The following is a 20,130-nucleotide window of genomic DNA, read 5'->3' as shown; positions in this document are numbered from 1 at the left end:
ATGTAATGGAGCAACACAAAGTGAAGTCAAAAGTCCTTGAAACAATGGATTCAAAATATATTCAGCAACATTTAGCTAATGAAAGAACTTATCTAGCCTGGTTACGTACTGCAATTGCTATTGCTAGTTTAGGATTTCTTGTAGCTAATCTTCATTTAGCTGTTCGAAAAGAGCTTTCCTCATTAAATAATAAGATTGCTATTGGAATAGGAATTGGATCAGTTATTGCTGGAATAAGTATTATTGTTATTGCAACCTTACAATATCTAATTAAACGTCAAAACATTAATTCACAAACATTCCAAGCACATACCACATTAATTGTATGGTTATCACTCTTAGTTATTACAGTTATTTTAGCCATTTCATCTTATTTTTTACTAATTATATAACAGAATATTACCAACTACGATTTAAAAGCTAAATAAAAAAACAAATTCCTGTCACTAGGAAATTGTTTTTTTATTTAGCTTAGGTTTTATGTCATTCGGTTGGCGGCGGTACCTCTAAAAGAATAAGACAAAATATAATTTGGTGTATTTTGTCTTATTACCCTTTTTCGGGGGATGGGCAAAAACACCCATATAAGATTAAATAAGATAATAAAAAAGTTCCCTAAAAAGGGAACTTTTTTCATAGTAACTCCACATAATGCAGGCACATATTAATTGATCATTTTTAGTATAGAGTAAGAATGAAAGGAATGCATCTTTTAAATATGTAATGTTGATATAGATTTTAAAATTTGGAGCGGATCAGTACGTGTTTGGATAGAATTTTAAATGTATTGGACTATATTGCATCAATTTATGTATTGCATTTTTATTTGTATTTTGTATACTAAACGTGAGTTTTCCTTATTGTAGGCAATCTTTCAATTTCTATGAAAGCCAACTAATCTGTTAATTATGTATGGTAGCAAACAAGCTCTTATGTCTACGGATATAAGAGCTTGTTTGCATATGGATCACTCTTTTATGTACAATGAAAGAAAAACATCATATGAGATGGGGAGAGGAAAACCCATGTCCAACCAACAATTAGTAAATTTACGCATTGATTTTGCTTTTAAACAATTATTTGGCACAAGTGGAAATGAAGATATTCTGATTGCTTTTTTAAATGCTCTGTTACAAGATTCTTTAGAATCCCCTATTGTTTCCTTACAATTAGAAGACCCACACTTGCACCGAGAACATGAAGAAGATAAATTATCGATTTTAGATATTTCCGCAACATTAGATACGGGAACAAAGGTAAATGTAGAAATCCAGGCGCGACAAGAAGTCGCTTCATAATAGTGCGTATCCATAAGGATACGCTATTCTAGTTGTCAAGAATATTTCCACCCAAAACAGCGTTGCCAGTAATGGCAGGGTTGGTTGCATGAGGGAATGCATAAGGAAGCGATGAACGTACATTCAATCCGTGCTAGGGAAAGATGAGAAAGGTAAACGACAGTGAATCTTCTTAAGCTTCGTTACTACAAATCTAATGAAAGACGTTGATACATTGGAACTGCGGATTAGAAAAGTGGACTTTGTATGCTACTGAGAGACAACCTACATATCCGTCGGAGTAGAAGAAGGTACCTTCCCTCATCGTATCTATTAGAAGTGGAACTTGGTAAGCCCTATATAATCTGTACGTTGTACAGTAAGGATGTCGTAAGGCAAAATGACGTTATAGAGGGTATGGGATGTTGGAAAAAGCGAAAGTCGCAAGGTCGAAAGACAACAGGAACTCATAACTGTGCGAATAGCATCCAGGGGAAAAAAACTAATGATGCAACCCGAAAGGGTGCAGACTTCCAACAGGTCTTCAACACGAAAAAAAGCGAAAAAAAACTTCTGCCGAAAGGAAGGAATCTAGTTATGGATACAGCTCACAAGGCGTCGGCTATTCCTTCACTTACAGATTGGTTTACAATTCAATGGAAAGAAATCGAAAGGTATGTAAGGAAGTTACGACAACGAATTTTTCGTGCCAAACAACAAAACCAAAGTAGAAGAGTAAGAAAATTACAACGTCTTATGCTTCGGAGCAAAGCGAATCTATTGTTATCAATCAAAAGAGTTACACAAATAAACCGTGGGAAGCGCACAGCGGGTATTGATGGAGAACGTATATTATCACCTAGGTCTAGGGTAGCATTGTTTCATCAAATGAGTTCCCAAAATATCAAATTACATCGCCCGAGAGCAGTAAAGCGCATACACATTCCGAAGAAAAATGGAAAATTACGCCCGTTGGGCATTCCGACAGTTAAGGATAGAATTTGGCAGAATATCGTCAGAAACGCCCTGGAGCCGGAGTGGGAGGCAGAATTTGAACCCATTTCGTACGGATTCCGTCCAAAGCGTAGTGCGCATGATGCCATAGCGAATATCTTTAATAAACTAAACTCCAAAAGCAAAAAAGTTTGGGTATTTGAAGGGGATTTTGCAGGGTGTTTCGATAATCTCAATCATGAACACATCTTAGAGAAAATTCAAAACTTCCCAGCAAAAGAAATTGTTAGAAGATGGTTAGCATCTGGGTATGTAGATAATCAAGTGTTTCACCCTACAACAGCAGGTTCTCCTCAAGGAGGAGTGATTTCACCTCTCTTGGCTAATATCGCCTTACATGGTATGGAGAAAGAACTCGGTATTAGATACAGTAAGAGTAACACAAAAAGACAAGGTACTATCTATAATATTCATGTCAAATGTACAAAGGCAATGGTTCGCTACGCAGATGATTTTATCATCGCTTGTCAAACCAAAAAAGAAGCCGAATCCTTGTATCGAGAGTTAGTACCATATCTCGAGAAACGCGGAATTACATTAGCAACAGATAAAACCCATGTTACTCACATTACTGAGGGTTTTGATTTTCTAGGTTTTCATATTAAACAATATGTGCAAGACAAGAATAAATTGTTAATAAAACCGTCAAAAACAAGCATTCAAAAAGCTAAGAAGAAAATTAAAACAACTTTCCAAAACTTGAAAGGGAAACCTGTTTATACGCTATTAACAAACCTAAATTCAATAATCCGGGGGTATGTGTATTACTGGAGACATGTAGTATCGAAAAAGGTGTTTTCATCGATTGATTACTTTATATGGGGAAATGTTGTACGACATGTAAAACATTTGCATCCAAAGAAAAGTTGGAAATGGATTGTAAAACAATATTTTCGAAAACCTAAGCATGGAGGACATGATAAATGGGTTCTTACCTGTCCAAAGACACAGTATCAAATCTATAAAATGGTTTGGACCCCCATTGTAAGGCATATTGGGATAAGATACAAAAACAGCCCGGATAATCCTGAACTCTCTGATTATTTTGCCAAACGAAATAAAAAAGATTTTGAGAACAATAATACGCTAACTCGAATCAAGATTGCAAAGAAACAGAAATATATCTGTCCAATGTGTGAAGAGGCTCTACAAAACGGAGAAGCACTAGAAATACATCATAAAGTTCCTAAAGTGTACGGAGGAACAAATGAATATGGTAATCTTCAACTTCTACATACATCTTGTCACATTCAACTCCATCAAAAGCATCCTATCTTTCGAGAGAGAGCATATATTTACAAGAAAGTGAACAAACATATTTCATTAACGCCTCGAGAAAGAATCCAGGTAATAGAATGGCGTATGATGGATGAAGAACGACTAGCTGTTTGGGATAAAAAGAAGGCTTGAGCCGGATGTTTGGAAACGGACAAGTCCGGTTCTGAGGGGAGAAAGAGTCCGCGAGGACTCCGACTTACCCGACCTAAATAATAATCATGACATGATTAAGAGAAGCTTATATTACTGGGGAAGGCTATACACATCCCAACTTCAAAAAGGAATGCCCTATAGTTCTCTTCATAAAACAATTACGATTAATTTGTTGAATTTCGTTATGTTTCCAGAATATGAAGCATTCCATACAACAGGAATCTTATGGAATCAACAACAACAAAAAATATTGAGTGATGATATTGAAGTTCATATTGTGGAGATTCCAAAACTCATGCAACAGTGGCGAAATGAACAAATAAATCCTGGGACGATTCGTTTGTTCGTTGGTTGTTATTACTTCCAGCGAATGAGGATGAACAATTAACCCACACATTGGAGGATATTGCGATGAACCAAGACCCTATTTTACAAAAAGCAATGAATAAATGGGAACGTATGAGTCAAGATTCTTCTTTCCGACAAGCGTATGAAGCAAGGGAGAAAGCGTTGATGGATGAAGCCGCAAAATTTGCTCATGCTCGTAATGAAGGAAAGAAAGAAGGGCGTCAAGAGGGGATTGAAGAAGGAAAAATTCAATTAATTCGTGGAATGCATAAAAATGGAATGCCAATCGAAGATATTGCAAAGTTTACAAGTTTACGTATAGAAGAAATACGAAACATTTTACAAGCCTAAATGATTAAAAATAACACCTACAGTATTTGTAGGTGTTATTTTTTAGTGGCTACCGACTTAATGGTAGCAGCTATCTAAAGGAGAGCACATGTTGGTAGCACGTTGCTCTTTTTTTTATTGTATAAGTTACATGCTGTAAATGTTATTCTATTTTCGTTTATATTACAACATTTACAAAAGGATTCACAATTTCATATACGTTTTTTAATCAGTTGGATTTGAAATGCAGTTGAATCTAAAATACGGATACGCTTGAAAACAGAAGTATACGGAGAAGAAATGAGCATAGATGAGGCCAATTTTTGGTTTAGTAGTTCAGCTAGTATGTGTTGTAAGGATTGGACAGCTGCTTTATTAAATCGTTGATTCAGTCCCTCAAGACTGATGAGTACTTCTGTTGATACTTCTAAACAGCTAGATAACTGAGTTAAAGAAGCCGCAGCGACATTTTGACTCATCCATACAGATAAAGCGACTAAATTTTTCGCTTGATACTTACTAGTTCGTTGTACAAAACCAACATCTCTAGCAAGATCTCGTAAGATATTTGGAGATAAACAGCTTTGAATCTCTTGAGCAAATAGTTGTAATTCATCGGATACAGAAATAGACATACAAAAACGCCATCCTTTCCTATAATTCTACAGAAAGAATAGCGTATTTTTTCATTTTAGGGGGGATTTTGTTACATTAGCTTGATAGCAATGTGGATAAACCCCTAGTATAAATATATGGAGAAGAACTCGGATAATAGTAAATCCCTAGTGAAATCATATTTTATGTTATAAGTCCAAACATTTAATGTATGGTTCTGTTGCAAAGTTTTTAAAGCTAAGCTTTTGCAAAATAGAGTGAGGGGGGAATCATAAATGAGATATTTTAAAGGAAAACAATTCAAAAGAGATATTATTTTGGTAGCCGTTGGCTACTATTGTCGTTTTTCTTTAAGTTATCGTGATATCTCTGAAATTTTGAAAGAATGTGGTGTTTCAGTTCATCCAACAACTATTATGCGCTAGGTTTATGAATATAGGCATCTGATCTATTAAATTTGGAAGAAGAAGAAAAATAAAAAAGTGCAACTATCTTGGAAATTGGATGAGACGTATATAAAAGTCAAAGGAGAATGGTGTTATCTGTATCGTGCAATTGATAAAGAAGGGTACACATTGGATATTCAACTTCTTAAAAAACGAGACCATCAGGCTGCATATTCCTTTATGAAAAGGTTAGTGAAAACGTTTGGAGAACCAGCGGTTCTAATAACAGATAAAGCACCGGCATTACTTTGTACACTCAAAAAATAAAAGGAACAAGACTTTTATAAACATACAACTCATTATACATTCAATAATTTGAATAACCTCATAGAACAAGACCACAGACATGTAAACTTCGCTTTGCCAAATGTGCAGGATTTCAAAGTCTTCACCATGCTTCGCGCACTTTGAAAGGAATCGAAACGATTCACGCTATATATAAACGAAAACGAAGTTTGCAGCCAAACTTCGTTTTTTCAACGTACAATGAATTACAGCAATTACTTACAATTTCATAGAATTCAGCTAAACCTCATCCTAACTTTCTATCTGTAAAAAAACTTTGCAACAGAACCGTATAAGTTTTAAAGTTGATGGGCATGTATGGTAACCCCTTTTAGGGTGTTATAAAATTGTTAAGTTGAAACTTAATCGTGGTTTCACTGCATACTCCTACGAATACTTCACCTAGTTAAATATCGATTTTTAAAAAATCATTTATCTTTCATACGGGTAAAAATAACATCGTACATATCGTTTCCATAATTTAAAGATCGTTTCACACGAGAAATTGTTGCTGTGCTAGTACCTGTCTCCTCTTCAATTTCATGGTAAGTGTTATCTTTATATAGCATTTTAGCTACTTTAAACCTTTGGAATATAGTCTTCATTTCATTCATTGTGCATAAATCATCAAAAAATCTATAACACTCTTCGCTAGTTTCCAATGCTAAAATTGCTTCGAAAAATTCATCTAAGTCTTTCCCACGTAATTTATCTATTAGCATATACTTACCTCCACTTTCATTCGGGCAGCCACTACACCCCAAGGGACTTGCTTTTATTTAATATACCTTTTTCTATATCAAATATGCTTACTTTAATACATTGCTGCTTACAAAATTAGCACAGTTCATTTTCCAGATGCGGATTATATACTTCGCTTTTTAATGCTTTAAAGGGTATAAAATATTATATCATTATTATTTATTTATGAACTACACCTCTAAATTAAATATTCATGACGATTTTGTGTCTGAATTACGTATTTTCAGAAACATAGTATTGAAAATAATGCACTAACAAAGAGTCTTCTTTTCCCTAAAAATACAATCATTATGATAGTTGAAATATTTCTCCTCTTAATATAAGAAAACCCCCTCTAATCATAATCCTTCGCTCCAACTTGCCATGGAGTTCTTTTGAATTACTACTTAAAGGGGATAATATTAAACAATAGTTATTATAAGATACAAAATTCAGTAAGATTTAACCAACTTTTTTTATCTCTTTTGATTGAATTTTCGAGTTCCCAATAAAGCTCAAAATAATATGAATAACAGGAGCTATAAAACAAAATACAGTGAATGGAAGGTACTCCAAAGTAGACACACCAAGTGTACCAGTAATAAATACACCACTTACCCCCCAAGGAATCAATGGATTAACTGCCGCCCCAGCATTCGCTAAAATTCCTGAAAGGTTTTTTGAATGCACATGAATTTTATCAAATTGTGATTTAAATGCTTCACCTGGTAAAATGACTGATAAATACTGTTCTCCTAGTAGAATATTCACTCCGATCGAACTTAAAGCAGTCATTAGCATTAGATTTCCTTTCTTACTAACCATATTGGATATTTTAGAAATTAGTTTTTCAATAACTTTCAATTCTACTAACAATCCACCTAGTGCAAGGGCGAGAAGAATAAGCGAAACTGACCACATCATACTTTGCATTCCGCCGCGAGTCAGTAGTAAATCTACATCCTTTACACCTGTTTGAGAAACAAATCCATCTTGCATAAAACTAGTGATTTGCTTAAAATTAGTACTTGGGTGATACATATAACGTATAAATACTGAAATAGTGATACTAAGTAATAATGTAGGGATAGCAGGTACTTTTTTTCTAGCACACAAAAATAATACAAATACCGGAATTAATGTAAATACTGAGATTGAAAAATATGAATGAAGTGTTTGGATGAGTTCTTCAATTTTATCTCCCCCTGATACTGAAGTGCCATTCCCTAAAAATATATAAAAGATTAGGGTTATAAAAAATGCTGGAATAATTGTTCGCATCATACTACGAATGTGTTCAAATAAATCCACTTCTGCAATGGCTGCTGCTAAATTTGTTGTATCAGATAACGGTGAAATATTATTACCTAAAAATGCACCTGATATAATAGCCCCTGCAACTATCGCTGAATTTAGTCCCATCATTTGTCCCATTCCTAAAAATGCAATACCAACAGTTGAAATAGTTGTGAAAGAGCTTCCCACCATTATTCCAACAAGGGCACAAACAGTAAAAACGGAAGGTAAAAAGAATTTTGGTGACAAGATTTTGAAGCCATAAATCATAATAGTAGGAATTGTTCCTGCTGCGATCCAAACGCTAACCAATATTCCAATTAGCATAAATATAATGATTGGTATTAGGCCTGGTAAAATTCCATTTTGGATTCCTTGATGGATTTTATCCCAAGAAAAACCTTTCACTCGAGCAAATAAAATAACAATACCTATTGCAATTAGAATTGGTACTTGGGGAGGTAAACTGAAGCCAATAATACAAGTTCCTATAATTGCTAATAAAACGACTAAAAGAAAAGTACTTTCTTTAATAGTTACATCTCTTTTCATTTCAATAAACTCCTTATCAGTTAAATGGTCACTGGACCCTTTCCATTTCCCCTCATATTTTGCGAATCATTTTACATTTAATACCTAAGCTTCATATTGAATTAAAGGCAATAGTAATTAAATCCAGATATAATAATATAAGGGCAAAAACAATACATCCGATAAGTATTATATATTAATAAAAATATAATTATAACTGTTTATGCCCACTCTATTCACCCATAATATTAATCTGTTAACGTAGATCAGCTTTATAATAGGCACCGTGCCATACTGGACCAACAAAGTCATTAAAAGCAAAACCAGATTTAATTCCTTCTGTTGTAAAAACTTTTGCCTTTTCCACAGTAGCTTGTACTGAAAGTCCTCTAGCAAGTCCAGCTGTAATAGCTGCTGCAAAAGTACAACCTGCACCATGATTACAATTCGTTTGAATTTGTTCGGCTTCAAAAGTAACAAACTCTACACCATCATAAAGCAAATCAATTGCACTATGGTTCTTTAGAGCTTTACCACCCTTAATCACAACGTTTTCAGCTCCTACATCGTTAATTCGTTTTGCAGCTTCCTTCATATCATTTACTGTTTTAATCTCTTGCACTCCAGATAACTGACCTGCTTCGAATAAGTTTGGTGTTACAATTGTTGCCTTTGGTAAAAGAAAATCACGAATTGCTTTTCCGTTCTCAGGATGAAGAGGTTCATTTCCTCCTTTACAAACCATGACTGGATCAATAACAACATTTTGCATTTTATATGTTTCAATTACCTCACTAACAAGCCTAATAATATCTATAGATCCAAGCATTCCTGTTTTCATTGCATCTAATTTTCCACCAGAAAAAATTGTGTTTAATTGCTTTTGTACAAGCTCTTTATCAATTGGATGAACATGATGATGCCAGTTATGATTAGGATCCATTGTAACAATTGTAGTAATGGCACTTAATCCAAAAGTTCCATACTCTTCAAATGTTTTGAGATCAGCCTGTAATCCTGCACCACCACTTGAATCAGAACCCGCAATCGTTAATACTTTTTTCAACATCATATTTTCACTCCTCAATATTCTTCTAAAGTGAAGCTTTTCGTACCGTGGTTTTCCTTCCCCACTCATCCTTCAACAAACTTCTTTTTTTCGATCAGCTTTTAAAAGGAACATCTACTTTCCACGAATCTTAATGCACATAAGTTATTATATAAAGATGAATGCATAACAATTTCTTATAGTTATGCATTCATTCTATTAAAATACTTTTCTACTAAATTTATTCCACTACATTGTAGATTTTTTCAATTTTCTCTTGAATTGCTTTTTCCATCTTCAAAGCATATTCTTCAAATACATCTTTATCATGAGCATATGGAGATAACGCACAAGCACGTAATACTGTTACTTTACCTTCACGATCCCATTCTCCTTCACTAAATCCTAAACTCTTCACAAATGGAAGTGGGCTGTTACCATAGTCAGGAGTAGCAAAGTCTGTGTGAGATGTAATAAATTCATTATTATATAATCCACCTTTAACGTAAGAAGCGTGATCAAAGAAATCATGATTTAACTTGTTCATTTTTTCTAAGTCTGTATTCCCTTCTTCGTTAAACACATAATCCACCATATTGAAATCAGGTTTTGTTAATGGATACACACGTATTGTTTTATCGCCGATTTTAAATTCTTTTTCAGATAAGAAATCATAGAAACGATAAGCTCCTTCAATACTAGCACCAATCAATTTACCATACCCTGTTACATTTAGCGGTAACACTTTATGGGCTGTCCAAACTGCTGCTGCAGTTGCTCCCGCTTTAGAACCTTCTAACATATATGCACCTAATAATGCTGGAATATCTGCACCTTTTTCAAATACATACGTTGCAAAGTACGAAATAACATCACGCATTCTAATATCTTTAATTACAATACCGCCTGCTGAATAAGGAATATACCCCATTTTATGAGGGTCAATTGTAATCGTTTCTGCTTGGTTCATTGCTTTAAATGAATGATACACTTCTTTCGTTAACCATTCACATTTTTCCGTGAAAATATTATGTTTTGCATGCACTTCTTCAATTTGATCCCATTCAATAAATTCATTATTTTCATCTAAGAAAATAGAACGAGCATAACCACCATATGCAGCATCCACATGAATGTAGAAGTAGATACCTTCTTCTGCTAATTTCTCGCGAAGTTCTACGATTTTATCAATTCGATCGATTTGTCCCTCTTCTGTTGTACCGATAACCCCAACAACACCTAGAACAGGAATTTCTTGTGCTGCAAGTTCACGAATTTTTTCTTCTAACTTGTTAATATCCATTCGATATTGATCATCAACATCTACTTCTTCTACACATTCAAGACCAACACCAATAATATCAGCAGATTTTAACCAAGAGTAATGTTTTGTTTGTGGGATTAACCATTTACCTAACTTTTGTAAATTTTTACCACTACGCGCGGAATGATTTTTAATTTCATCGATTTTTTCAGGGATTTGGTCTAAAATATCTAGGATATCTGCTGTAGACATATTAAGTAATTCCCATTCAGATTTACCTTCAACGAATTCAGGAGCCACTTCTTTGATAGCAAGTGGTAAAGATTTCATATTACGTGCGTACCATAATCCTTCTAAATTTGCAATAGAGCCATCCGCACAAATATGTCCCCAACTTTCACCTTTTTTATAGCTCATAAGTGCTGCAAATTCATGTCCAACTTCTTCTTCCATTTGAGAAGTACCTGGTGATGACTCATATGCTACATTATTCCCATTCCATAACATCGCAGCTGTATACGCAATGATAGAAGGCATTAATGTTTCAGAATTCATATGTCCCCAGAATCGACCTGCAGCATGCCAAGGTAAAGAATGAGTACGCAATTTAGAAGACAGTACATTGAAAACACTACGTATATGATCGGCAGTTTCTTGGAAGCTTTGAGAACTTCTATCTTGAGGTGTAATAACAGGTAAATCTTGTGACATATAATTTTGTCTCCAACCTACATGCTCATCTACCATTTTTAATAATAATTCTTTAAATAAATCTGCATTTTCTCCTTTATCTCCTAAGAATAACGCTTTTAAATTAATATCAGGCATTTCGTATTTCATTTTTGTTTCCTCCATTATATTATTAAGTGAATTATTAACTTAATTAAGTTTTTATTTTAGTTTGCTTGTTTTAAATTTTCCTCTTGCTTATTTTCCTTTTTCCATTCAGGTTTCTTACATTTGTTGATAATAAGAGCGATCCCAATCATAACGACTGTAGCAGCTACTTGATAAATTACGTAACCAGTATACTGACTTGGTTTAAGAATAGATGGCGGAATTAAACTTACAATAATCGTAAGTACAATACCTATCATTGAGAAAATAGATACAAACCACATTAATCCATTCCCTTTACTTCCTAATCTAAAAGGTCTCTTCACATTAGGCATGTTATAACGTAAACGAATTGCTGAAATAGCAATTAAAACATATACAATACAATATAAAATCGTTGTTGTAATTGTAATAATTAAAAATGCGCTATTTACATCTGGAACTACTACATATAAGAAAGATACTAACGAAATAACAATTGCTTGAATCATTACAAACGTGATTGGAATGTCTTTCTTTGTTCTCTTTTGGAAGAACTTCGGTAAATTCCCTTCCTCTGCCACTTTAATCATAGATTTACTTGGTCCAAGTACCCATGCACTTAGCTGTACTAAAACACCAATTAAAATCATTAAAGAAATAAGGTTAACAAAGATGGATGGAATTCCTAAATCTTCACAGAAAATTAAATACGGTTGTGTAATGTTCGCTAATTCTAACCCACCGCGTGGCACTGCATTAGAAACTGTTAAACCAGCAATAATATTAAAGATTACTAATAAAACAACAGAAGCAATAACAGCAACCGGATAATTACGTTTAGGATTTTCAATATTATTTGCATGTACAGATGAAATTTCTACCCCTGCAAAAATAAAGATGATACCCGATAAATACGTTAAACTCCCTAAATCTTTGAAATTAGGAATTAAATCACTTGGTTTAAAATCTCCTAAGTAACCGTTTGGTTGAATTCCATTTTTAAGCATATAAATAACACCTAGAACAACGAGAATAACAAATGGAATATATACACCAATAACTGCGCCCCAGTTACCGGCAACTTTAACCATATCAAACTTAAGATTTAATAAAGTTACGCCCCAGTATGAAATTAAGATTAAAGCAAAGATAAAATAATTGTTTGAAGATAACTCCGGTTTATCAATAACATAGCCTAGTAAAACACCTACTGTTGATGAAACCATTACCATCCCAAAAAACATTTGAACCCATAATAACCATGAGGTAACAAATCCCCACTTTTCGCCTAATGCATTTCTCACCCAAACTTGAGGCCCACCTTCTTCAGGAAATCCTGTTGAAAGCTCTGCCGACATCAAGGCAATTGGAAGGGCGAATACAAGTGCAGCAACTAACATGTAGAAAATTTGCGCCCATCCTGTAATGGAAAGTGTTGGCACACTACGTACTGTGCCAAAGAATGCCATCGTAATACCAATTAACCCAAATAGCGTTAACTTTTTAGTCTTGGCCATAATTTTGTCCTTCTTTCCTTTATAAAATTTTTACGGAATCTATTTTTACTGATTCTTACGATGAACTAATACGCTAATTTTTAAAGAACTTGTATTGTCTAAAATAACCTTTTAAAAACTAGGGTATTAAAACAAAGCCTTTCATAAAATCTTTAGCATCCATCCTTTCCGCTATTTTAAATATGATTTTTTAGAATACTTTTTCGCTTATTCTTAAATTACATTGAATAATATTCATCTTAAATCATATTTTTTCTCACTAAAATCTTTCATAAAACTCAAGTTTAAATTTGTGTAATAATTCACAAATCAACTTACGACGTCAGTTTACTCCTGCAATTTTGTTTTGTCAATGCTACGCAAACCCTTTTATTTAAATGCGTATTTCAAGTTAAATAAAAAACTTTTTATTTAAAACCTTAAAGGTTTAATGCTTTTATCCATTAAAGCGTTAAACCTTTTATCCCCAAAAATAACTTGATTAAATATAATGTTAAACTTATAAATATTCGTTATATTGATAACAAAAAGAAGAGTAAATTCCCTTTACTCTTCTTTTTCAACAGCTACACTTCATATAATTACTATTCTAAAGAATCATTTTCGCTTACTTCTCTTAAACCAGGGTGCCATTTTAACATACTTACAAACGCCTGATTTGCAACTGGATCGCCTATACATAATTTATTCGCCTCTAAATGAAATTCATTTTCATTTATTGATTGGTCAGCTATGTTTTTTAACAATCTACTATATCCAACTAGACGCCTAGATGTAATAATATTACTTTTTTCAAGCGACAGTTCGCTATTTTGTTCACGAAATTTTAATATTTTTTCTTGCAACACTTCATGTCTAGCTTCTTTTCCATTCATTACTTTCACACTTACATATAAACCATTTTCCAATCCCACGGCTCTACTCCATAATGAGATCCAGCTATCATGCTTAATGTAGTACCTTCCTTGAAAATAACTTTTTATCACTGGAAGTAAAATGTGGATTCTTAGATAATAGGTAGCGCCTTTTTTTATAATATCCAGCATTCTAAAATACCCTAAATTTACTTGTTCTTCACTTATATCCTCTAATCCCAAATCTAATAATAACCAATTCACTTGCTGTTTTTTATTTATTTCTGCTATAACATGGTGATTAAAGCATGCTAATTCTAATGTGCGTTCCCATGATGAAAGCATTGTTAATCTCCTCGCTTTCACTCTATAGCTTTATTCCCCTAGTTTCACCAATGTGTAATTCTTTTTACCTTTACGGATAATAATAAATTTGCCATCAATTGAACTACTCACATTAACGTCTGCATTCACATCCGTCACCTTGTCTCCATTCATTAAAATAGCTCCATTATTAATGTCTTCCCTCGCTTGACGTCTAGAAGGCTCAATTCCTAAGTCTACTAGCCACTCCACAATATTTTTTGTTTCTTTAGAAGCCTTTAATATCGGCATCTCTTTAAATCCTTGCTCAATTTCATCTGCATTTAACGATTTAATATCTCCACTAAATAAAGCTGCTGTAATCTTTATCGCTTGTAAAAATGCGTTCTCACCATGAACAAACTTTGTCATTTCTTCTGCAAGTACTTTTTGTGCTTCACGTTTATGAGGTTCTGTTTGAACCTTCATCGCTAATTCATCAATTCTGTCTTTTGTTAAGAAAGTGAAGAATTTTAAGTATTTAATTACATCACGATCATCTGTGTTTACCCAGAACTGGTAAAATTCAAATGGAGTCGTCTTTTCTTGGTCTAACCAAATCGCTCCACCTGCTGTTTTTCCAAACTTCGTTCCATCTGATTTTAATAGCAACGGAATTGTTAACCCAAATACCTTTGCTTCATGTCCTTCTAATTTACGAATTAACTCTAAGCCACTCGTAATATTTCCCCATTGATCACCACCACCGATTTGCAGTTGAACGCCTTCTTCTTTGTATAAGTGGTGAAAATCTAGGGATTGTAATATTTGATATGTGAATTCTGTAAATGAAATCCCTGTATTTAAGCGGCTTGCTACAATATCTTTTGCCAACATACTATTTATGCTAAAATTTTTGCCGTAGTCACGTAAAAATTCGATAATGTTTACTTGACTTATCCAATCGTAGTTATTTACCATTTTCACTTCATTATTGCTGCCAAAATCAAATAATTTTTTCATTTGTGCTGTTAATGCGTCAACATTATGTTGTACCTGTTCAAACGTTTGTAAATTACGTTCCGTTTGTCTTCCACTTGGATCTCCAATTGTTCCTGTTGCTCCCCCAATTAAAATGACTGGATGATGCCCAGCTAATTGAAAGCGCTTTATCATCATGAATGGAATTAGATGTCCAATATGCATACTGTCACCAGTTGGATCTACACCACAGTACAAGGAAATCTTTTTCTCTTCTACTAGTTCACGTAACCCTACTTCATCCGTTTGTTGATTAATTGCGTCACGCCATGTTAGTTCATCAATAATGTTCATTTCTTTCCAGCTCCCTCAAATCATTAGTTCTTTTCACTTTAAAGTAGTAAAGAGTATAAAAAAGTCCCTATGTCTACATTAGACATAGGGACGATTTTAACCGTGTTACCACCCAGATTGTACAAATAGTAATCATTCCTCTATTCATACCACTCTTAGCAATGATATCGATTGCTACTACGCTTGGCATTACCCAAGGATACTCCAGAGTGTAATTCACAGGTTTGTTTGTGCTAGGTTCCATCAGCCCCTAGCTTTCTCGATAACAGTGACAAACTGCTACTGGGCTCTTTCAATGTATTTGTTATGTTAAATTACAGTCATTATAGTGAATTAAAATTCCATTGTCAACGGCATAGAATAACGTTCTAAAAATGTTCACTTTTATTATATCAAAATTAAGATGAACTTGTTTTCACCTCTTTAAGTCGCTCTGTAATTCGATATTTTAAACGAATAAATTGTAGTATTAAAATAATTTTCGGATTAAAAATGTTCAGAATGGGCATAATTTATGAGGCGAAAAAAATCCATTTAAAAAATTGATCCAAACAGATTCTTCTAGTAATAAAAAGTTAATTCATAGGTACAATGGTTCTGTTGCAAAGTTTTTTTTACAGATAGAAAGTTAGGATGAGGTTTAGCTGAATTCTATGAAATTGTAAGTAATTGCTGTAATTCATTGTACGTTGAAAAACGAAGTTTGGCTGCAAACTTCGTTTTCGTTTATATAGCATGAATCGTTTCGATTCCCTTCAAAGTGCGCGAAGCATGGTGAAGACTTTGAAATCCTGCAAATTTAGCAAAGCGACGTTTTACATGTCTGTGGTCTTGTTCTATGAGATTATTCAAATGCTTGATTGTACAATGAGTTGTATGTTTATAAAAGTCTTGTTCCTTTAAATTTTTGAGTTCATAAAGGAATATGCAGCCTGATGGTCTCGTTTTTTACGAAGTTGAATATCCAATGTGTACCCTTCTTTATCAATTGCACGATACAGGTAACACCATTCTCCTTTAACTTTTATATACGTCTCATCCAATTTCCAAGATAGTTGCACTTTTTTATTTTTCTTCTTCTTCCAAATTTAATAGATCAGGTGCCCACATTCATAAACCTAGCGTATAATAGTTGTTGGATGAACTGAAACACCACGTTCTTTCAAAATTTCAGAGATATCACGATAACTAAAAGAAAAATGACAATAGTAGCCAACGGCTACTAAAATAATATCTTTTTTGAATTGTTTTCCTTTAAAATATCTCATTTATGATTCCCCCCTCACTCTGTTTTGCAAAATTTTTATTGAAATAACGAATTGTTTTTTCAATTTCAACTGTAATTTTTGGTAATTAAATGCAATCAATTGGTGGTGGTATCATTTTTGGTTATCATTAAGGTACGTGAAATTATTCATCCCCTTTGATTACTTATCTCCTTATGTGTCACGGAACTCACTCTCACGGTTCTTCTTCCTTTATAAACGAAAAAAATGATAACTTTTCAATTATTTCTCGTGAGATAATGCTTTTATTGGTGATCTTAACTCTTCATTTTTCTTTATTAATAGGTAGCACTTACAAAAGCCCTCCAAATTGAAGTGCCCCCCGAAAGTTAGACAGGTCGTTTCATTAGGCAGCCTCTAGGGTATGAGCCCGGTATTGTACGAAGGCACTGAAAAACTTGCGTTTTTTATAAATAAATTCTTTTTGCCTATTCATTACCCTTTTTCATTCAGAAGCTTCAAGATTCTTTTTAGATTGACAGCGAATATCGTCGTTGCTCCCTGAATTTGCATGCCAAATGAATCCGCAGTCGATGCTTGATCGTACCCGTGTTTATTTTTAAACTCACTATTTTTTGCTTCGATTTTATAGCGTTCTCGAGCTAAGCGTTTAAATTTTTCTGTTTCTTGAAAAGCTTGTTGGTCTAAATGTTCCTCTGATTTAATGGCAACAGAATAGGTTTTAGTTTTTGCGCCTTCCTTAAAACATCCTTCTCGAAGTGGACAGACCTTACATGTTTCAACGTCAAAAAAACAAACCATTCTTGCACTTGCTCCTGGATGTGAATCTGGTTTTTCACTTTTTCTTTTTGCTAAATGTCCTGCTGGACATACAAATAAACCCGCATCTTTATTAAAGTCAAATCCTTTTCCGTTTGCTCGCCCATTTTGAGTAATCATTGGATTTAACTTAGAAATCAGTTGAATGCTTTGTTCTTTTGTATAAAGTAAATTGTTTTTCCCTGAATAAGCCGTGTCAGCGATAACTGTTTCAACTTCCATTCCTGTTACTTTACTTTTTTTAATCAGTTCTTGTAGATAATGTCCATCTGATTTTTCACCTGTTGTAAGACTGCTGCTGTAATAATACGTTCATCACTAATTGCTAAATGTGTTTTATGTCCTACTCGTGCATCGGTGTCTGTTGAATAATTTAGATGTTCTTGCGTATCTTCTACAGCTTCTTTTAACACGTTCAATTTTTCCTTTACAGCTGGTAGATGAGCGATTTGTGGTTTGTTTTCAATAATGGCAATCAATTTTTCACAGTAAGCTAATTCATCTTTTACTTCGTTAGAAGTATTCTTCTTTGGAAATTTTTCTTATTCCCCCTTTTCGAGGGGATGGGCAAAAACACCCAACAATGAAATCAATCGAAATAAGGTCTTTCTATGACTGTTATAGAATTTTTCTAATAGAGGAAAATAATTATTCCCGTTATACGAAGAAATGGCCAAGCAATCTTGTTGTAAAGAATCTATACCACCTATTCTTTCAAATAATTCTGTCATTTAACTCCCTATTATTTTCGTATCATCACACATATAAGTCGTATGTAGGGATCCCATCAACCAAATAACATAAAACCCACGTTAAGGTATTTTTTTGGAAGCTAAAAGCAAATCTTCCTTTGCTAAGAAAATTTCGACAAAGACAAAGCCAATTCCCTATATGGTAAGAAAATCGGCTATTGGCTTTGTTATTGATTTAGAAGTGGAAGTTTACCTTTATTTTTATTAGTAAAACCTACTATCGTATAGATTATATTTATAGGGTGTGGCAACCAAAAGTAAAATACGGGTCCATATAAATAAAATTCCAATTATAATTTTTCGCCATTGAGAATATTCTTATTTAAATTATCAAAATGAATCCACAAATATAGTGGATTCATTTTATATTAGTTGGTTTTTCGTTTATTTTCTTTTAATAATCGCAAGCCATTTAAAATAACAAGAATTGTGCTTCCCTCATGACCGATAACACCAAATGGAAGGGCTAAAAATTGTAAGAAAATCAAGCAAATAAGCACCGCAATTACTGTTAGTGAAAAGATAACATTTTGTTTTACAATCCGATTCATTCGTTTGGATAAATGAATTGCTTGAGCGAGGCGAGATAGTTCGTTTTTCATAAGAACAATATCAGCAGTTTCTAAGGCAACATCTGTTCCTTCTCCCATAGCAACTACACTATATTTTTCTTTAAGTTGTTTTACTGTTTCTACCTTTGCTTCTGGTAAACATGACGCATAGAATTCTTTGAAGTTGCTTTCAGAGGCTATTGCTTTTGCTGTTAGTTCATTATCACCAGTAATCATAATTGCTTCTACACCAAGGTTTTGTAAGTCACGAATTGCGGCAATTGTTTCTTGACGTAATGTATCTTTCAATGCAATTAGACCAAGAACTCCCTCTTCGTCACTAATATACACAACTGTTTCTCCTTCTTGTTCAAGTGTAGTAGCAACACCATCATGGAACAAATTCGCTTTTTCATCAATAAAATCAGCCTTTCCAATTTTATAAGCTTTATTTTCAAATGTCCCTTTAAATCCGAATCCAATTTCCATTGGTTTAACTGGTATACCCATGGAAATTGGTAATCAATCAGTAACGAGTTCTTCTTTTGTTAACTATATGTTGTTTAAGCGTATGGAAATTTGGTAGCAATACGACTACAAAAGCCGTTGCTATTGAACCACTGACACAAATAGATATTATCGCTGCAAATCCGATTCCTATCTATCTAACAAATGCAATAGGCGGCATAATTTCTGCTGTAATTGTTGTATAATTTGGCCTCATTAATAACGCTGTTGCAACAGCAACACCAATTGTTGGATTGATGGTTTGGTTATGTTTGGATTTAATAATCCTATAAAAGGTTACTATGTGCTGCTACTATTATGACTACTGGATTATTATCTGGATTTATAGGATCTTTATTATTCAAAAACTGAAGATATTAGAGAGAACAATCAGAAAATATCTGCTTAATTTATAAAAATTGGACCTGGAGGAATAACATATGAAATACAACTTAATGTTTTGTATTATCGATCAAATTATGGTAGTACCATCCATTTTACAAACTGCTGGTGCTGCACGGATATGTGTCGTAGGGGAACTTTATTTGATGGACCACCAGATGAAGTCAAAATATACCCCCTTACCTTTTTCAAGATTTTATTAAATAAAGTGAATTTTTATCGTATTAATACCTTAATTTAAAAGGCATAAAAGAAATTACATAACTCCTTAGTCTTATTACCGAACACTCATTTGATTAATTTAAAAATTTTGGGTTCCTCAACTAAGGCTTCTTGCCACCCTTACCAGTAGTCAGACTATATTTCACAAAAGATGACTCTTCCTTGCATAAACCTGA

Annotated in this window: 9 protein-coding genes, 8 pseudogenes and 1 other annotated feature; of the genes and pseudogenes, 5 read left to right on the top strand and 12 right to left on the bottom strand. The window is 33.6% G+C overall.

Going from position 1 to position 20,130, the window contains the following annotated elements; all coding sequences use genetic code 11:
- Window positions 1-5 precede the first annotated feature (5 nt).
- From DN407_RS30460 to DN407_RS30445, 4 genes and pseudogenes are all read left to right on the top strand, one after another.
- Window positions 6-392, top strand: a complete 387-nt coding sequence (locus tag DN407_RS30460; protein WP_255446576.1) for a YidH family protein — start codon at window positions 6-8, stop codon at window positions 390-392.
- A gap of 633 nt (window positions 393-1,025) precedes the next feature.
- A pseudogene (locus DN407_RS30455) lies at window positions 1,026-1,274 on the top strand (Rpn family recombination-promoting nuclease/putative transposase); the annotation flags it as partial.
- Between the two features lie 600 nt (window positions 1,275-1,874).
- Window positions 1,875-3,701, top strand: coding sequence for a group II intron reverse transcriptase/maturase (ltrA, locus tag DN407_RS30450; protein ID WP_086411375.1), 1,827 nt, complete (start codon window positions 1,875-1,877; stop codon window positions 3,699-3,701).
- A 73-nt stretch (window positions 3,702-3,774) separates the two neighbouring features.
- Window positions 3,775-4,421, top strand: a pseudogene (locus tag DN407_RS30445) (Rpn family recombination-promoting nuclease/putative transposase); the annotation flags it as partial.
- 215 nt (window positions 4,422-4,636) lie between these two features.
- Here the strand turns inward: DN407_RS30445 and DN407_RS30440 are convergent.
- Window positions 4,637-5,035 (bottom strand): annotated as a pseudogene (locus DN407_RS30440) (IS4 family transposase); the annotation flags it as partial.
- A gap of 255 nt (window positions 5,036-5,290) precedes the next feature.
- Here DN407_RS30440 and DN407_RS30435 point away from each other — a divergent pair.
- Window positions 5,291-5,979: pseudogene (locus DN407_RS30435) on the top strand (IS6 family transposase).
- A gap of 195 nt (window positions 5,980-6,174) precedes the next feature.
- Here the strand turns inward: DN407_RS30435 and DN407_RS30430 are convergent.
- The 11 genes and pseudogenes from DN407_RS30430 to DN407_RS30380 all read right to left on the bottom strand — a co-directional run.
- On the bottom strand, window positions 6,175-6,468 hold the full coding sequence (locus DN407_RS30430; RefSeq protein ID WP_149217139.1) for a YerC/YecD family TrpR-related protein: 294 nt from the start codon (window positions 6,466-6,468) through the stop codon (window positions 6,175-6,177).
- Window positions 6,469-6,949: 481 nt separating this feature from the next.
- Window positions 6,950-8,335 carry a Na+/H+ antiporter NhaC gene (gene nhaC, locus DN407_RS30425; RefSeq protein WP_149217138.1) on the bottom strand — a complete coding sequence of 462 codons (1,386 nt, stop codon included), beginning with the start codon at window positions 8,333-8,335 and terminating at the stop codon, window positions 6,950-6,952.
- A 235-nt stretch (window positions 8,336-8,570) separates the two neighbouring features.
- Window positions 8,571-9,386 (bottom strand): bifunctional hydroxymethylpyrimidine kinase/phosphomethylpyrimidine kinase, encoded by an 816-nt coding sequence (gene thiD / locus DN407_RS30420; RefSeq protein ID WP_149217137.1) that lies wholly within the window; start codon window positions 9,384-9,386, stop codon window positions 8,571-8,573.
- Between the two features lie 217 nt (window positions 9,387-9,603).
- Complete coding sequence (gene tdc, locus DN407_RS30415; RefSeq protein ID WP_149217136.1) at window positions 9,604-11,466, bottom strand: tyrosine decarboxylase; 1,863 nt, start codon at window positions 11,464-11,466, stop codon at window positions 9,604-9,606.
- Between the two features lie 56 nt (window positions 11,467-11,522).
- Window positions 11,523-12,962: a tyrosine-tyramine antiporter gene (gene tyrP, locus DN407_RS30410; protein ID WP_149217135.1), complete on the bottom strand. Its 1,440-nt coding sequence runs from the start codon at window positions 12,960-12,962 to the stop codon at window positions 11,523-11,525.
- Window positions 12,963-13,546: 584 nt separating this feature from the next.
- Complete coding sequence (locus DN407_RS30405; protein ID WP_149217134.1) at window positions 13,547-14,161, bottom strand: protein rep; 615 nt, start codon at window positions 14,159-14,161, stop codon at window positions 13,547-13,549.
- A gap of 30 nt (window positions 14,162-14,191) precedes the next feature.
- Window positions 14,192-15,454, bottom strand: coding sequence for a tyrosine--tRNA ligase (gene tyrS / locus DN407_RS30400; protein ID WP_149217133.1), 1,263 nt, complete (start codon window positions 15,452-15,454; stop codon window positions 14,192-14,194).
- A gap of 83 nt (window positions 15,455-15,537) precedes the next feature.
- Window positions 15,538-15,759, bottom strand: a binding site (T-box leader).
- Window positions 15,760-16,105: 346 nt separating this feature from the next.
- Window positions 16,106-16,722: pseudogene (locus DN407_RS30395) on the bottom strand (IS6 family transposase).
- Window positions 16,723-17,175: 453 nt separating this feature from the next.
- Window positions 17,176-18,062: pseudogene (locus tag DN407_RS33050) on the bottom strand (transposase); the annotation flags it as partial.
- Window positions 18,063-18,098: 36 nt separating this feature from the next.
- Window positions 18,099-18,299: pseudogene (locus DN407_RS32830) on the bottom strand (hypothetical protein); the annotation flags it as partial.
- A gap of 341 nt (window positions 18,300-18,640) precedes the next feature.
- A pseudogene (locus DN407_RS30380) lies at window positions 18,641-19,303 on the bottom strand (HAD-IC family P-type ATPase); the annotation flags it as partial.
- Between the last annotated feature and the right edge of the window lie 827 nt (window positions 19,304-20,130).

This window comes from Bacillus sp. JAS24-2 (genome assembly GCF_008274905.1).
GTDB lineage: Bacteria > Bacillota > Bacilli > Bacillales > Bacillaceae_G > Bacillus_A > Bacillus_A cereus.
This window is presented reverse-complemented; position numbering and strand designations above follow the sequence as displayed.

Coding starts and splice junctions, on each gene's coding strand:
- thiD (WP_149217137.1), bottom strand. CDS start 9,386: ATGATGTTGAAAAAAGTATTAACGATTGCGGGTTCTGATTCAAGTGGT.
- tyrP (WP_149217135.1), bottom strand. CDS start 12,962: ATGGCCAAGACTAAAAAGTTAACGCTATTTGGGTTAATTGGTATTACG.
- DN407_RS30460 (WP_255446576.1), top strand. CDS start 6: ATGGAGCAACACAAAGTGAAGTCAAAAGTCCTTGAAACAATGGATTCA.
- tdc (WP_149217136.1), bottom strand. CDS start 11,466: ATGAAATACGAAATGCCTGATATTAATTTAAAAGCGTTATTCTTAGGA.
- DN407_RS30430 (WP_149217139.1), bottom strand. CDS start 6,468: ATGCTAATAGATAAATTACGTGGGAAAGACTTAGATGAATTTTTCGAA.
- nhaC (WP_149217138.1), bottom strand. CDS start 8,335: ATGAAAAGAGATGTAACTATTAAAGAAAGTACTTTTCTTTTAGTCGTT.
- ltrA (WP_086411375.1), top strand. CDS start 1,875: ATGGATACAGCTCACAAGGCGTCGGCTATTCCTTCACTTACAGATTGG.
- tyrS (WP_149217133.1), bottom strand. CDS start 15,454: ATGAACATTATTGATGAACTAACATGGCGTGACGCAATTAATCAACAA.
- DN407_RS30405 (WP_149217134.1), bottom strand. CDS start 14,161: ATGCTTTCATCATGGGAACGCACATTAGAATTAGCATGCTTTAATCAC.